This is a genomic window from Streptomyces sp. NPDC001315 (genome assembly GCF_042896175.1).
Lineage (GTDB): Bacteria > Actinomycetota > Actinomycetes > Streptomycetales > Streptomycetaceae > Streptomyces.
Window position 1 is genome coordinate 623,767 of the sequence record NZ_JBIAWZ010000001.1, and the last position, 15,487, is coordinate 639,253.

Below are 15,487 nucleotides of genomic sequence, written 5' to 3' on the forward strand. Positions count from 1 at the left end.
CATGATCCGACGCAGAACCCTGCTGGCCGCGGCAGGGGCCGGAGTTCTCGGCAGCACCCTGGCGACGGGCACCGCCCGCGCGGACGCGACGATCGCCGTCAACCCGGCGGTGGGCTACGGCACTTGGGAAGGCTGGGGCACCTCGCTGGCCTGGTGGGCCAACGTCTTCGGTGCCCGGGACGACTTCGCCGACGCCTTCTTCACCACCAAGTCCGTGTCGTACAACGGCAGGACACTCCCCGGCCTGGGTCTCAACATCGCCCGCTACAACCTGGGCGCGTGCAGCTGGAACACCGTCGGCGGCGAGAGCATGGTGGCCTCCGCCAACATCCCCGCCTTCAAGCAGATCGAGGGTTACTGGCAGGACTGGAACAACGAGGACCCGACGTCCTCCGCCTGGGACTGGACGGCGGACGCGTCCCAGCGCGCGATGCTGGTGAAGGCGACCGCCCGGGGCGCGACGACCGAGCTGTTCGCGAACTCCCCGATGTGGTGGATGTGCCTGAACCACAACCCCTCCGGCGCTTCGGACGGCGGCAACAACCTCCAGTCCTGGAACTACCGTCAGCACGCCTCCCACCTGGCGGCCGTCGCCCTGTACGCCAAGAACAACTGGGGCGTGAACTTCGCGACGGTCGACGCCTTCAACGAGCCGAGCTCCAGCTGGTGGACGGCGACGGGCACGCAGGAGGGCTGCCACATGGACTCGACCGTCCAGGCCGCCGTACTCCCGTACTTGCGCAGCGAGTTGGACAAGCGCGGCCTGACGGGCACGAAGATCTCGGCCTCGGACGAGACGAGTTACGACCTGGCCCGCACGACCTGGAACTCCTTCAGCTCGACCACGAAGGGATACGTCAACCGGGTCAACGTCCACGGCTACCAGGGCTCGGGCGGCCGTAGGGACCTGTTGTACACGGACGTCGTGACGACCGCCGGCAAGGCCCTGTGGAACTCGGAGACCGGCGACAACGACGGCACCGGCATGACCATGGCCAGCAACCTGCTCTACGACTTCCGCTGGCTGCACCCGACCGCGTGGGTCTACTGGCAGGTCATGGACCCGTCCACGAACTGGGCGATGATCGCGTACGACGCCAACACGCTGGCGGCGGGTGCCGTCACGACGAAGTACTACGTGATGGCCCAGTTCAGCCGCCACATCCGCCCCGGGATGAAGATCATCGACACCGGCGTGAGCTACGCGGCGGCGGGCTACGACGCGACGGCGAAGCGCCTGGTGATCGTGGCTGCCAACAACTCCACCTCGGCGCAGACCCTGACCTTCGACCTGTCCCGCTTCACGACGGTGACGGGCGGCTCGGGCGGCCTGGTCCCCCGCTGGAACACGCTCACGACCGGCGGCGGCGACCTCTACACGGCCCACTCGGACACCTATCTCTCCGGCAAGACGGTGAGCGTGCCGTTCGCGGCGAAGTCGGTGCAGACGATTCAGGTGGACGGGGTGACGGTGTAGGACCGCCGGGACCCGGGCTCCAGTTGGTCCCGGGTCCCTGGCCTGCAGATATCTCACTCTTTGCCCGGGCCGGCAGTACGGTGTCAACCATGCGCCCCGACACGCCTGCCGAGAACGTCGACCACACCGCCGAAGCGGCACGCCTGGAGCGGACCGCCGGCCTGTATCCCGAGGACGCGGAGGCCCTGCTGCTGCAGGCCGCGGCCCACCTGGAACTGGCCGGCGACCGCCCCGCCGCGTCCACCCTCTACGACCGCCTGCTGAGCTCTCCCGAGACCTTGGACACCCCCCACCTGGTGCGGGCCCTGAAGGCCTCGAACCTCTGGGAGTACGGCCATGAGGCGGAGGCGCGAGCCATCATCGACGGCATCCGCACCGCGTCCCCGCGCGACCCCGCCCCCTGGGTGATCGTGGCGGAGTCCCTGGAGTCCCACGACGAGCTGGAGGCGGCGCAGGAGACGTTCACGGAGGGGGTGACCCTCCTCCTGACGGATGTGACAGATCCGCCGTATTCGTCGCACCCCCTGCTCTTCGGCCGCCACCGCGTGCGCCGCATGCTGGGCGCACCCCACGACGAGTGGGACACCCTGGCGGACACGCTCCACTCCTCCCCGGTCTCCCTGGACGAACTCCACGACCCGAAGCGGGTCTGGTCCCTGGGCTCGGACAACCCCGCTGAACTGGCGGCGGAGATCTCCCGCCTCCGGGCCGAGCTGGGCACGTACCGGGAGGCGCTGTCCCGTCCGTTCCCGGTGGCGGTACTGCACTGGCCGACGGGTGAGCTGGCGGAGCTTGTAGCGGCGTATTCCTCGTTGGCGGAGGAGTACCCCTCCCATGAGCTGCACCTCGCGACGATAGAGGCGTCCCTGCGCGAACTGGCGGCTTCCGGCACCCCGAACCTGGGCATCGTGACGGGGACGGTCCCGTCGTACGAGGCGTTCGCGGCGTCGGAGGGAGCGTCACCGGGGGATTCCGACTTGCTGCCGCAGTACGCGACGACGCTGGCGGCACGGGGGCGGGCGGTGGCTTGGCCGCCGCAGAGGGGGAGCGGGTGCTGGTGTGGGTCGGGGCGGGGTTATGGGGAGTGTCACGGCGTGGGGGCGTAACAGCACCTGACGTCAGGAGCGCCGACGGGGGGAGGCGGACATGTCCCAGCCGTGGCTGACGTTCGCCCTCCTCTTCGCCGCCGGGTGGCTGGCCTACGGCCTCCGCGTCGCCCGCCGCGGCCTCCGCGAGCGCAGGGGCGTACGGCTGCTCGGCGTGCGGGGCTCCCGCACGGAGGGCGAGGTCGTCCGCGGCCCACGCCACGAGGGCCCGACCTCCCACCCTCCCCAGATCCGCTACCAGGCGGGCCCGAACAACCAGACCTACCGCCGACCTCCCCTCAACGCGGATCTGCACGTTCTGCGGGTGGGCTACGAGGTGGTGGCACGGTACGACCCGGAGGACCCACGCCGGGTGGTCGTGGTGCGCACACAGCAGACGTTCAACCCGGGGACGTATGTGGTGAACGGGGTGCTGGTTTGTTTGTTCGGGGTGGGGTTGGCGGTGTGGGCGCTGGTCTGAGCAGGGCCGGTCGACGTCCACCGGCCGTTCGAGCAAGTACGGATGTGGAAGTGCCGGGCCGGCACAGCCAGGCGTGAACCCTTCGCCCACGGCGCATCCAGAAACTTCGAGCGCGTTTGTTCCGATCCCGTTACTCCTTCACAACTCACTCACGCTAACGTCACATGCGACCAGCTGAACTCGCATGCCCGCACGCATCCCGGGCATGTCCCGGCCCGCGAGGACACCTGCATGCCGCCCTACCAGCCGTCTTCGGACTGGCAGTTCGACGTACCCACCAGCGGAAGCAAGCGGCTCCCCCCGGCGGCCAGGTCGTTCGAATCGCTCGCGCACCAGGGCTACGGCTTCGAGGCGGCCATCGCCGACCTGATCGACAACTCGATCGACGCGGGAGCCCACAACGTCGTCGTGAGCTTCCTGCGGGACACCGGTGAGCGCGGCGGCCGAGACCGTCTCGTCGGCCTGCTCGTCATCGACGACGGTCATGGCATGGACGATGCGAGCCTGGACACGGCGATGACCGTCGGCGGGCGCGAAAAGTACGCCACCGGCGCCCTCGGGCACTTCGGCGCCGGCCTGAAGGCCGCCTCGCTCTCGCACGCCGACGCGCTCACCGTGATCAGCCGGACCAAGCGCAGCCCGTCGACCGGCCGCCGCTGGCTCACCGCCCGCGCGCAGGCCGACTTCACCTGCGACATCGTCGATGCGACGTACTGTCAGAACCTGGTCGACCGTTACGACGGCGTCATCGGCTGGCACGGCACGATCGTGCGCTGGGACCAGGTCCGCGCGTTCGAGACCATCACGGCCGGGCAGACCGACCGCTACCTGAACGACGCGATCGAACGGCTCGAGACCCACCTCGGTCTCTATCTCCACCGCTTCCTCGCCCGCGACGGCTTCCACGTCGACATCGTCGTCGAGGACGTCCACACCCGGGAGGAGCTGGACCACCGGGGCGTGGAGCCCATCGACCCCTTCGGCTACCGAGTTCCGGGCCGTGCCGGTTTTCCCCGTACGTACGTCGCGCCCGTCGAGGGCGTCGGCGACGTCGCGCTCACCGCCCACATCTGGCCGCCCAAGTCGCCGCTCGTCGCCTACCGAGGCATCGGCCCGCTCGCCGAGCGGCAGGGCTTCTACCTCTACCGCAACGACCGACTGGTGCAGGCCGGCGGCTGGAACGACACACGCAGCCCGGAGGGCCACCTCGCCCTCGCCCGGATCGCCGTGGACCTGCCGTCCGAACCGAACGACGTGTTCGCCCTGACCGTCAAGAAGGACGGCGTCCAGGTCACACCGGCGTTCGCCCGAGGGCTCGAGAAGGCGGCCGACCCGACGACCGGCCATACCTTCGCCGAGTACGTCCACGAGGCCGAGGCGACCTACCGCGAAGCCGCCAAGCGGCGCACCGAGGTCAAGCGCATGGCCGTCATCCCGCCCGGCAAGGGCATCGATCCGAAGCTGAAGCGGACGCTGCGGGACGAACTGCCGCAGCTGGAGGGCGATGACCCCATCACCTTCATCTGGGCCAAGCTCGACGTGCCACCCGGCGTCGACTCCGCCGAACTGCTCTTCACGGTCGACCACAAGGAGCGCCTGGTCGTCCTCAACAAGGACTACCGGCACGCCTTCAACGGCGGCCGGCGCGGGGGCTCCAACGACGCTCCGGTCCTCAAAGGCCTGCTCTACCTGATGCTCAACGAGATCTTCCAGAAGGAGCGGGTCTGGGCCAACCAGACCGACAAGGTCGCCCTGTGGAACAGCGTGCTCGTCACCGCGGTACGGGCCGAACTCGCCCGCTCCGAGGGTTAGTCCACCCGTCCACCCGCATCCTCCCGTACGCCAGAGAGGCCACCCAGCCGCCGTGACCGCAGAGAACACGCCCGCTCCCGACCACCTCGTCGATCTCCACGGCGAGGTCCTCGACGCGATGAGCCGACGTGGCCCCAAGCACTTCGCCAAACTGGCCTTCGTCCTCGCCGACACCGACGAACCGGCCGACACGGACCTGCCCCACTTCCGCGATCGCATCCTGACCGCGGGCCCCGGCGACGAGCTGCTCTCCCTCTGGCGCCGCAAACTCACCGCATGGGACTTCGAACAGTCCCCCGCATGGTCGGCCACCGCGCCTCGCACCCCGGAGCGCCGCGCCGAGGTCTACGACAAGCTCGCGTTCGGCGCGGACCTGCGCAAAGCGCTCGACGCAGCCGTCCCGGTCCACAAAGAACCGGGTCCTGTCACCATCAGCCGCGAGTTCCAGCCCTGGTACACCAGGGAACAGGCGGCGAACCGCTCCTTCTACTGGGCGTCGTACGAGCGCCTGCTGCGCCGCAAGGGCTGGAGCGACGCGGCGGTCTCCAGCCTGGACGAGGCCGCCCATGCCGTCGTGGAGCGGCTTGCCGACCCCACCCGCGACGACCCCTACGGCGCGCGCGGACTCGTCGTCGGTTACGTACAGTCCGGCAAGACCGCCAACTTCACCGGCGTCACCGCCAAGGCCATCGACGCGGGCTACCGCCTCGTCATCGTCCTGGGCGGCACCCTGAACCTGCTGCGCGGCCAGACCCAGCGCCGCCTCGACATGGAACTGATCGGCCAGGAGAACATCCTGGGCGCCGCCGACCCGAACGACCCGGACGCCCTGGTCGACATCGACTACCAGGACGACGAGGACTGGCCCGCGAAGTTCGTCTCGTTCGGTGCCCGCCCCTCCGTGCTCGGCGCCTTCGACATCGAGCGTCTGACCTCCCGCGACCGCGACTACATGTCCCTGGAACGTGGCATCAGCGCCCTGGAGTTCGAGAAGCCGGACCGCACGCGCTCCCTGTACGACCCGGCGAACCTGCATGCGGCCCGCGCCCGCGTCATGGTCGTGAAGAAGAACAAGTCGGTCCTGGCCAAACTGGTCAAGGACCTCAAGAAGATCGGCCCGATCCTCGGCGAGATACCCGCCCTGATCATCGACGACGAGTCCGACCAGGCCTCGGTCAACACGACCGACCCGAAGAAGTGGGAGGAGGGCACCGTCACCCGTACCGCGATCAACGGCCAGATCAGCCAGCTCCTCAAGCTCCTCCCCCGCGCCCAGTACGTCGGCTACACCGCGACCCCCTTCGCCAACGTCTTCGTCGATCCGGGTGACGAGGAGGACATCTTCCCTCGCGACTTCCTGATCTCCCTCCCCCGCCCGGCCGGCTACATGGGCGTCCAGGACTTCCACGACCTGGATGCCGTACCGGACGACGAGGACGAGGCCACGAAGGGCTTGGCCGAGGCGACCCACGTCCGCGGCATCTACGACTCCACGGGCGACCGCCTCCAGGAAGCGATGGACGCCTTCGTCCTGACCGGCGCCCTCAAGCTCTACCGGGCCGCCCACGGCGTGCCCGACGGCCCGTTTCGCCACCACACCATGTTGGTCCACGAATCCGTCCGGATGGCCGAGCACACCGCGCTGGCCCTGCGTATCAGCACCATGTGGCACCACTCCGGGTACACCGGCCCGGAGGGCCACGCCCGTCTCGCGTCCCTCTTCGAGAAGGACTTCCACACGTACGCGGACGAGTCGCTGCCCGCCCCGACGACCTACGCCGACCTCAAGCCGTACGTCTCCCGCTGCCGCCAGCTCATCAACACCGGCGGCTCCCCCGTGATCGTCGTCAACGGCGACAGCGAACGCGACTACGCCCAGCCCGACCTGGACTTCGACCGCACCCCGAACGTCTGGAAGATCCTCGTCGGCGGCACCAAGCTCTCCCGCGGCTTCACCGTCGAAGGCCTGACGATCACCTACTACCGCCGCACGACCCAGCAGGCCGACACCCTGATGCAGATGGGCCGCTGGTTCGGCTTCCGCCCCGGTTACCGGGACCTCGTCCGCCTCTACATCGGCCGCGAGGAATCTCTTGGCCGCGGCCGCACCGCCAAGACGGTCGATCTCTACGAGGCCTTCGAGGCGATCTGCCGCGACGAGGAAGTCTTCCGTGAGGAGCTGGCCCGCTACGCCCCGCTGGTGGACGGCCGCCCCCAGGTCACACCCGCGCAGATCCCACCGCTGGTAGCCCAGCATCTGCCGTGGGTGAAGCCGTCGGCCCGGAACAAGATGTTCAACGCGGAGTTGGTGGAGGTACGGTCGCCGGGCGTCTGGGAGGAGCCCACGGCCTACCCCGAGGAACCTGACGCCCTGCGTCACAACACGGAGTGCTGGGCGCCGATCCTCGGAGCTCTGTCGCATGATCCTGTCTCGCTCTGTGTGGACGGCAGCCCGCAGTACGACGCGCGGGTGGGCACGGTGTCGCACCAGGACCTGCTCATGGTGCTGTGCGACCTGCGCTGGTCCACCCCGGAGCAGTTCTCGCCCCACCTGGAGTTCCTGCTGGGCGCCGGGCGGGATCCGGGCACGATCGACGACTGGTTCGTGATCGCTCCGATGCAGGCCCGCCGAAACGAGGCGCGCATTCTGGGGCACGGCCCCTTCTCCCTCGCCCGCCGTAAGAGGCGCCGAGGGCCCCTGTTCGGCGCGATCCGCGACCCCAAGCACGTCGCAGCGGCGATGCGCCTGGCGGGAGTCACGAACCTGACCGGAAACGCGACCGTCGAGCAGAACGTCCGTCCGCGTCGGGGTGCGCTGGTGCTCTATCCCGTGGTGGAATCGGAACCCCGGATCGCGTCCGACGGTTCGGCCGATCCGCGTGACCTCGTGATGGCCTTCGCCTTCGTCGCCCCGCCGTCGACGGCTCAGAGCGACCGTCCCTTGGTGCGGTTCCGTGCGATCGACTCGACCAGGGCGGAAGTGGCGATCATCGACCGTGACGACATGCGTTCGTGAGGCTCGACGACAATGAACAGCATGACGCCTTCCTCTCCCGGCGTCTCGTCCCGCATGAGCAAGCAGCTGAGCAAGAACACGGGGGTCGAGCTGGCCGTACGACGGCTGCTGCACGCGGCCGGGATGCGTTATCGCGTGGAATACCCCGTGCCGGGCATGCCTCGGCGGCGGATCGACGTGGCGTTCCCCCGGGCCAAGGTCGCGGTCCTCATCGACGGCTGCTTCTGGCACGGCTGCCCCCAGCACGCCACTCAGCCGAAGGCCAACGCGGACTGGTGGCGCCACAAGCTGGACCGGAACATGGCCCGCGACCGGGAGACGACCGAGCATCTGCTCGCGGCGGGGTGGACGGTGCTGCGGTTCTGGGAGCACATGCCGGCGGAAGAGGTGGCGGCGACGGTACATGCAGTGGTGGACCAGGAGAAGCAGGGTCGGGACCGGCGGAAACAGAGGGCGCTGGAACAAGTTCGCCGGAAGAGCTGAGGGTGAGCAGCGGAAGGCCGGACGGTGCTTCGGTTCTGGGAGCATGAAGCTCCCGAGGAAGTGGCCGTACGGGTGGGGGCGGCTGTGGAGCGGCGTCGGACAGAACGAACGAGGGGGAAGAAGAAGTGAGCGGACTGACGTTCGTGGATGTGTGCTCCGGGGCGGGTGGGCTCGCCCTCGGGCTTGAGCAGGCGGGATTCGAGCCGCGACTGCTTCTGGACGAGGACGCCGATTCCTGCCGAACCCTGCAGGCCAACCGACCGCAGTGGAACGTACTGCACACCGACTTGCTGGACTTCGACCCGAGCGAGTATCCGGAGAGCTACGACGTGGATCTCCTCTCGGCCGGCCTGCCGCGCGTGAAGTCGAGCGCGACCGTCGGGCGCACGGATTCGCTTGTGGAGGAGCGGCTGTTGAAGGCCACGATCTATCTCGTCCATGCGATCAGGCCTCGTGCGGTACTCATCGAGAACGTTCCCGGGCTCGCCCACTCGGACGACTATCAGCAGTTCCGTGACTTCGCTCGTGCCGAACTGGCCCACCTAGGATACGAGTTCAGTTGGTTCATCGTGAATGCCGTCGACTTCGGCGTACCACAGAACCGCAAGCAGGGCGTCCTGGTAGCAGTCGAGCGGCAGCGGGCCAAGGAGTTTCGGCCGCCGGCGCCGACGGTGGAACAGCCGACGACGGTGGGCGAGATCTTGCTGCCGTCCATGGCCTCACGCGGTTGGCGGGACGCCGCCCGCTGGGCTGCCCAAGCGAATCGGCCGGCTCCGACGCTGGTCGGCGGATCGAAGAATCGAGGCGGCGCCGACCTGGGGCCGACGGGGGCCAAACGGACGTGGGCGACCATGGGCGTCAACGGTCACACCGTGGGCGACGAGATCCCCGGCGTGGATTTCGTGTGGGACCCCGAGCTCGGTAGAGACAATATGGTGAAAATCACATCGGAACAGGCGGCACTGCTCCAGGGCTTCCCCGAGTCATGGAAGATCTCCGGGCTCAAGACCGCCCGGTATCGTCAGGTCGGGCACGCGACACCGCCGGCCGTCGGAGAAGCGCTGGGGCGAGCCGTCGCCGAAGCTCTGGGTTGGGGTCCGGCAGACCCCGTTGCCGGCTAGACTTCCGCCACATGACCAGCACGGCGTCCCACCAGTCCATCCTCGACAGGCCCTTTGTCCTGGATCTCTTCGCAGGGCCCGGAGGGTTGGACGTAGCCGCGCACGCGCTCGACATCCCGAGTCTCGGCATCGAGTGGGACAGGAGCGCGTGTCTGACACGCTACGCGGCCGGGCTGGACACCCTCCACGCCGATGTGAGCGCGGTGCGCAGGGAGGCTTTCGAGTCACTGCCGCCGGAGATCAACATGCTCGCCGGAGGTCCCCCGTGCCAGACGTACTCCGTGGCGGGGCACGGCACGGGACGCAAAGCCTTGGACGAGGTCAAGAAGTACATCGACCGGCTGCTGGCAGGCGAACCTGACGAGCAGATCGACGAAGAGCTGAAGGCCCTTCCCGATCCTCGCACCGCGATGGTCCTCGAACCGCTCCGGTACGCCATCCAAGCGACCAAGAGCCCGAACCGGGAGAGGCGCCCGTACGACGTCATCGTCCTGGAACAGGTCCCCACGGTCGCCCCGCTCTGGAGGCACTACGCCAAGGTATTGAAGGAGACCGGCCTTCCCGACGGCACCAAGTACAACGTCGTCGTCGGCGTGCTCGACACCGAGACCTACGGGGTACCGCAGACGCGATCCCGCGCAGTACTGATCGCTCGACGTGAAGGGCTGGGTGAGCCCTCCCTCCCGGGAGCGACTCATCAGGCCTACGAGCCGAAGAAATGGCACCGGAGGACCGAACAAGCCCTGAGCCCAGCCCATCAACCGACCCTCGACGAGGACACCGCGCCCGAGCCCGACACCCAGGAAGCCGGCGATGCGGAGCTGAAGCACTGGAAGTCTATGGGGGATGTCCTCACAGACCCGGCGGGCACGCGCCCCGGGCGTGACAGTCCCTTCCTGGTCCGCTCGAACTACGGCAGCTCCGGAGTCTCCGGGAGGCGTGGTGTTCGCAGCGACCGGCAGCCCGCATTCACCGTCACCGGTCGCATCTCCCGCTTCGTGGTCTTCCAGCACCTCGACGACAACGTCGTCTACGAGGGCGCGCGGTTCAGCATGAACGAGGCAGGTCTGCTGCAGAGCTTCCCACCGGGCTATCCGTGGTCAGGCACGGCGCAGGCCCAGCAGGTGGGCAACGCCGTGCCGCCCCTGTTCGGCGCGCACCTGCTGAGCGCCGCGCTGGCTCTTCCCTCGCCGGGCGAGGATCTCCTGGTGGAGCCGTGGACACCGGCCACCGAGGAACAGCGGGCCAAGCTGCGAAGCCACGGCTGCGGAGCCTCCGACGCCTGCACCGCCAGGTGCCCCGAGTCCCAGGATCAGGCGCCGCCCCGCGCGATCCCGCACCCGCGCAAGAACGACGAGAGCAAGAAGGCGTCGGTCAAGTAGCGCGCGAACCCGGCACCGTCAATCAGCGATCTTCCTGCCTCTGATCGGTGTCGTCTCGAACAACTCCGCGAAGTAATCGGTGAGCGCGACCACAGACTTCTCAGGGACAGGATCCTCGTCGGGCCCGTCCGGGAGGCTGCGCCGCCCGACCGGTGGCGCCGACCCCGCCTCCGCGATCCAGTCGCGCAAGCGGGCAGGCTCCTTTGGCTCGTCCGGTGCGAGCACGTCGTAGATCAAGGTTGCTCCGGCCGCATTGATCGCGGCACTGAGACCGGCGACCTCTCGTCCCTTGGCCACCAGTCCGTTCTGCAGAAGGCGAACCAGTGCCTGGGCCGTGGGGCGATGGTCGATCAGGTCCATCCGCAGAACGGTGTGGATGAGGTCCTGGTTTCCGCAGGCGGCCACGACCGGCTCGTAGTCCGGCCCGTTCCGGAAGAGTTCGGCCGCCCACCACAGGCGGGAGAAGCACTGTCGGTCCGCCGGGCCCCGGAAGCGCTCTGCCGCGATACGTCTTCCCGGGCTCTTCGCCGTGGGCTCCGACAGGTGGCGCCAAGCGACGTAGTCAGGGGCTACGGCCAGACCGATGTGGTTCCACAGACGTTTGTCCGCCGCTTCTCGCCGTGTCAGGCGCAGCGTGGCGTGGAGTCGTGGCGCGAGCCACGCGTCGGCTCCGGTGCGGTCCTCCCGGAACTCGTACATGGCGTCTTCCACCAGGCTCCGGATCGGCTCGACCGACCACCTGGCGTCGTCCTCGGGAAGTTCCTCGACGACCTTGGCCAGCTCGATGCCGCCGTGCACCTCCTCGCCGCTGAGCAGTTCCTCCGTGAGGAACGGATCGAGGGCCGACGTGGCGAGCAGCGCGAGATGCTCCGGTACGTGGTTCGGTTTGGTGATCACGTCTCGCTCTCCCGGTTCATCTGTTCCAGACCTCGGATGGCATAGCCGACCGCCTTGGCGGCATCGGCACGACGGACCGCCGCGTAGTGGATGCGGGTCTGGAGCTCCACCCAGCCCGAATCGCCGGTGCGCCGCTGATGGACCTGCCGCAGGGCTTCCTCCACATGGACGCCGGGGATCACGTCCGGGAGCATCTCCCGGAGGACCTCTCCCTGCCAGTCGGTCGGGAAGACCGGGCCGCTGCCAGGTTCGACCTCCAGATCACCGATGGCGCCGTGGAAAACCGCGGTCCAGGCGTCGGTGGTCATCTGAGCGACCAGGAGGTCACGAACCCTGCTGTCGATACCGGAGCCGTTGGTGTCCAGCAGCCCTATGACGCCCTCGACATCGGTGTTCACGAACACGGTGGGAACCCTGGCCGAGGTGTCCACGATCCAGGGCGCGTCGGCATAAGCGTGCAGCCACTCCCGGGCGCTCTTCTTGAACGAGGTTCGCTGGAGCTCCAGTTCGAGCCCGTTGACCGGTTCGTCGGAGACCGTGTCGATCGTCCAGCTCCGGTCGGTCTCCGCGATGGCCCGGCCGGCAATTCCGTCCACTGTCGCGACGGCGTGCACGGCGAGGGAGGCCCGCCCCACGTGATCGTCCCGGAGCACCTCCAGGAAGCCGGACCACTCCCGACCGCTCTCCGTGTCCCGCTTGAGATCCACGGAGGTACGGACATTGGTCTCGCCGTCGGTCAGCACGGCGAGGACGCGCAGATCGGACCAGGCCGCATCTGACGCATTCGTCCCGGGCGGCAGCGTCGCGGAGAGACCGATCGTGGCGCTCACCCAGTCGGAATGGCCCGCGATACCGAGCGCGACGGCCTGCAACTGGGTGGAGTACGCAGTGGTTTCCAGCTGGTCGCGTGTACCGTCGTCGAGTTTGAGAGAGACCGAGGTCACCCGGACGCTGATCGGCTGCTTGGGACGCTTGTACGGGTAGGACTTCACGCGCTACTCCCCCTTGCCCGTGCGGAGTTCGAGGACGAGGCGTGTGAGCGCGGTCCTGACCGTGTGGCTGGTGACGTCGGTGGAGCCCCGGAACTTCGCACGGCGTGCACCGGGTGTGAAACGCAGGATCCCGTCCTCCACATCACAACCCTCAACGGCCACGAGTTCCGCCCAGTCCAGCTTCGGGCGGCCCCCGGAGCGCACCTCCAACTGAGCGACCGGCACCATGGGGGTGATCTCGTCACCCCGTGGAATGCTGACCTCGGCGGCGATCCGCCACTCTCCGTCGTCACCGATCGTCGCATCGAGTTCTGTCAACACGGGAACCACGGGGCCGGTGGGCGCCTTGACCTTGGACCTCGCCTTCTTCACGGTAAGCGCCTTGCGCAGGGCCTCACCGCCCTCACGGCTGCTGCGCTTCGGTCGTGCCACAAGTTCCCTGATCGCACTGTTGACCTCGTAGGTCAGCGCGTTGATCCGCCGGTACGCGGAGGGCGACCAGCGCAGGGTCAGCTCCTCCGTCTGCCCCCAACGATCGTGCTCAGGTGGTTCCGCCGCACGCAGGAAATCCTCGGCTTCCTTCGCGAAGGGGGCCGAATCGCCGGCGGCCTCGCCCACGAGGAGAACAGCCTGGAAAGGGTTGGTCCCGAGCGGCAGGTTCGAGACCCCTGCCTTCCTGACAGTCATACGGTTGCCACGCAGCGAGTGCACCTGATTTTTCGGTACGTCCGCGTCACCAGTGGCCTCAGTGACCAACAACGTCGCTTGGTGTGTGCCAAGAGTGCCCCGAGTTCCTCCCGCGAGCGGCAGCCGCAGTGGAACGCTTCGTGCTGCCACCTGTCCGGCTTCGGTGACCCGCTCCACGGTGGTGCCCTCGTAATACGCCCGCAGGGCACGGGTCCGGGCGGGCTGCTCGGCGGACGGATCCACTTGCTCGTCCGGTACGACAACGTCGCCGTTCCGCATGGTGCGGACCGAGGCCTCCAGAAGCGGCAACCTGCCGCCCCCTCCGGTCATCGCGGCCCAGAAGTCACGCCCAAGCGCCTTGACCAGCCGGCGGTGCATCCTGCGGATGTCGTGCGTGTCCTCGTTGCCCTCCTCATGCACATCCACGGACTCGTCGTCGGCGTCGGAGGACTTCTCGTCGAGAATGGCCACGTCGTGCGCGCCGACGATGAGGAAGGACGTACCGGGTTCGTCGCCCTCTCGGGTCAGGTGCAGACGGGCCGCGGTCTCCTCGTCCGCCCACCAGGAACGAGCAACCTCGGCGCCGGGCGAATCGGGATCGGGGCGTCCGAACCAGGCGGGCCCCGCGTACGGCTTGCCGTCGACCTCTCGCCAAGGCAGTTCGAGACGGCCGATCATCCGCCGCTCGGTACGCCCCTCGTGGGACTCGGACAGAGTGGAGTTGATGAGAACGAGCCCGAGCGCGCTGGTGGCCCACAGCGTCGCCTTGCCCAGGCCGTAGGAACCACCCGCACCACTATCGGACTTGAGACTCTCCAGTTGTCGTCGGACCACTGCGGCGAACTTGCCGTCCGTGTAGTCGTCACCGGTGAGTCCGGAGGCGTTGTAGTCGTCGACCCGCAGCAGGATCAGACGGCCCTTCTCATACATGTCGCGCACTCCGGCGTCCACGACCCGGCCGACCTTCTGGTTACCGGCGTTCTCCGAGACAGCGGAGTAGTGCGGGAAGAGGTCGTTCCAGAGAATCGCGTCGCGGAAGTCCTCCAGCACCTCACCCGTCAACTCGTGCAGCGTGTAACGGACCCTGACCGGACGGCCGTTCCGCCGTCGCTCGTCGAGGCTGTTCTGACAGGTCTCACGGGCGAGGACCTGCACGTCGGCGTCGAAAGCGAATGCGGCGGCATTGCCCAGGTCGCGGCCCCCATCGAGATAGCCGGGACGGTGGTACCAGGTGACCGGGAGGCCGGCCTGGGTGTCGGTGGTGCGGGTGTGAACCGTTCCCACATCTGTACCGAGCGCCTTGGCAATGTCCACCATGACGGTCGGGCGCGGGGTGGACCTTCCGGTGATCCACGCAGAGACGGCGGCTCGGGTCAGCCCCAGCTCCTCCGCCAACTCGGCCTGCGTCTTTCCCGCGAGCTTGAGTTGACGGGCCAACCAGGGCCCGAACTCCTCACCTGTCTCCACGAGCCACCCGCTCCTGACCTCGGTCGCATGTTGTCGACCATGAGGCTAATTTGACGAAGGCTCAGCCGTCAACCAACAATTAACATGGCTCGATTGCCGGAGCACTTCGACCGTTCGTCCGACTTGTCCAAAATCTAGGCGTTCACCCCACCTCTGGAGGCGCCTCCCCTTTCGACGCCCCATCCCGGGCGCCGCCCACGATCCACACAAAGTCAGACCTCACTCCGCACTGCACCCACGGCCACATCACCCTGCATCGACCGGCACCACAACCTCACACTCCGCGACGCCACTTGATCCCGCGCAACATCCTCCGCCCTCCAACCGACTCCCCCGGCCGGACAGCAGCTCAATAAGCGGAATCATCAAATCCCTTCACCGGTACGGGAGTTCGGGGTTGTGATCCAGACTGAACTGCCCTAGCTTCTACGGTGACGCAGAAGCCGTCTCGCTCGCGGAACCCGAACTCCGGGGGAAGCGGGCGGCCGGGGGAGAGCTCCGCTCGGATTTACTTCCGAGCGACAGGGGACCGGTGCGTCCAAAGCCGGTCGACAACTTCATCAACCTCACGCAGATACGTTTTCTCT

Annotated in this window: 11 protein-coding genes; 8 read left to right on the top strand and 3 right to left on the bottom strand. The window is 68.0% G+C overall.

Annotated features, from left to right (window positions below; all coding sequences use genetic code 11):
- Window position 1 precedes the first annotated feature (1 nt).
- From ACFY16_RS02720 to ACFY16_RS02755, 8 genes are all read left to right on the top strand, one after another.
- Window positions 2–1,477 carry a beta-1,6-galactanase gene (locus ACFY16_RS02720; RefSeq protein ID WP_390645255.1) on the top strand — a complete coding sequence of 492 codons (1,476 nt, stop codon included), beginning with the start codon at window positions 2–4 and terminating at the stop codon, window positions 1,475–1,477.
- 89 nt (window positions 1,478–1,566) lie between these two features.
- Window positions 1,567–2,583, top strand: a complete 1,017-nt coding sequence (locus tag ACFY16_RS02725) for an SEC-C domain-containing protein (RefSeq protein ID WP_390645256.1) — start codon at window positions 1,567–1,569, stop codon at window positions 2,581–2,583.
- A gap of 40 nt (window positions 2,584–2,623) precedes the next feature.
- Window positions 2,624–3,043 (top strand): DUF3592 domain-containing protein, encoded by a 420-nt coding sequence (locus ACFY16_RS02730; protein ID WP_390645257.1) that lies wholly within the window; start codon window positions 2,624–2,626, stop codon window positions 3,041–3,043.
- A 231-nt stretch (window positions 3,044–3,274) separates the two neighbouring features.
- On the top strand, window positions 3,275–4,855 hold the full coding sequence (locus ACFY16_RS02735; RefSeq protein WP_390645258.1) for an ATP-binding protein: 1,581 nt from the start codon (window positions 3,275–3,277) through the stop codon (window positions 4,853–4,855).
- Window positions 4,856–4,973: 118 nt separating this feature from the next.
- A complete protein-coding gene (locus ACFY16_RS02740; protein ID WP_390646081.1) occupies window positions 4,974–7,871 on the top strand; it encodes a Z1 domain-containing protein in 2,898 nt (965 codons plus the stop codon).
- 12 nt (window positions 7,872–7,883) lie between these two features.
- Window positions 7,884–8,354, top strand: coding sequence for a very short patch repair endonuclease (locus ACFY16_RS02745; RefSeq protein WP_390645259.1), 471 nt, complete (start codon window positions 7,884–7,886; stop codon window positions 8,352–8,354).
- Between the two features lie 125 nt (window positions 8,355–8,479).
- The gene (locus ACFY16_RS02750) at window positions 8,480–9,475 is read left to right on the top strand and encodes a DNA cytosine methyltransferase (protein ID WP_390645260.1); all 996 of its coding nucleotides are present in this window, start codon (window positions 8,480–8,482) and stop codon (window positions 9,473–9,475) included.
- Window positions 9,476–9,486: 11 nt separating this feature from the next.
- Complete coding sequence (locus ACFY16_RS02755; protein WP_390645261.1) at window positions 9,487–10,857, top strand: DNA cytosine methyltransferase; 1,371 nt, start codon at window positions 9,487–9,489, stop codon at window positions 10,855–10,857.
- An 18-nt stretch (window positions 10,858–10,875) separates the two neighbouring features.
- On the opposite strand, the gene ACFY16_RS02760 is transcribed toward ACFY16_RS02755, so the two are convergent.
- Genes ACFY16_RS02760 through ACFY16_RS02770 form a run of 3 tightly spaced genes read right to left on the bottom strand, consistent with a single transcriptional unit; the run spans window position 10,876 to window position 14,900 of the window.
- A complete protein-coding gene (locus ACFY16_RS02760; protein ID WP_390645262.1) occupies window positions 10,876–11,754 on the bottom strand; it encodes a DUF6339 family protein in 879 nt (292 codons plus the stop codon).
- Window positions 11,751–12,746, bottom strand: coding sequence for a hypothetical protein (locus tag ACFY16_RS02765; protein ID WP_390645263.1), 996 nt, complete (start codon window positions 12,744–12,746; stop codon window positions 11,751–11,753). Before ACFY16_RS02765 ends, ACFY16_RS02760 begins: the two co-directional genes overlap by 4 nt.
- Before the next feature lie 3 nt (window positions 12,747–12,749).
- Window positions 12,750–14,900, bottom strand: a complete 2,151-nt coding sequence (locus ACFY16_RS02770; RefSeq protein WP_390645264.1) for a helix-turn-helix domain-containing protein — start codon at window positions 14,898–14,900, stop codon at window positions 12,750–12,752.
- Window positions 14,901–15,487 lie beyond the last annotated feature (587 nt).

Excerpts from the sequence above, each read along its gene's own strand:
- ACFY16_RS02745 (WP_390645259.1), top strand. The coding sequence starts at position 7,884 with ATGAACAGCATGACGCCTTCCTCTCCCGGCGTCTCGTCCCGCATGAGC.
- ACFY16_RS02740 (WP_390646081.1), top strand. The coding sequence starts at position 4,974 with ATGAGCCGACGTGGCCCCAAGCACTTCGCCAAACTGGCCTTCGTCCTC.
- ACFY16_RS02730 (WP_390645257.1), top strand. The coding sequence starts at position 2,624 with ATGTCCCAGCCGTGGCTGACGTTCGCCCTCCTCTTCGCCGCCGGGTGG.
- ACFY16_RS02720 (WP_390645255.1), top strand. The coding sequence starts at position 2 with ATGATCCGACGCAGAACCCTGCTGGCCGCGGCAGGGGCCGGAGTTCTC.
- ACFY16_RS02725 (WP_390645256.1), top strand. The coding sequence starts at position 1,567 with ATGCGCCCCGACACGCCTGCCGAGAACGTCGACCACACCGCCGAAGCG.
- ACFY16_RS02735 (WP_390645258.1), top strand. The coding sequence starts at position 3,275 with ATGCCGCCCTACCAGCCGTCTTCGGACTGGCAGTTCGACGTACCCACC.
- ACFY16_RS02755 (WP_390645261.1), top strand. The coding sequence starts at position 9,487 with ATGACCAGCACGGCGTCCCACCAGTCCATCCTCGACAGGCCCTTTGTC.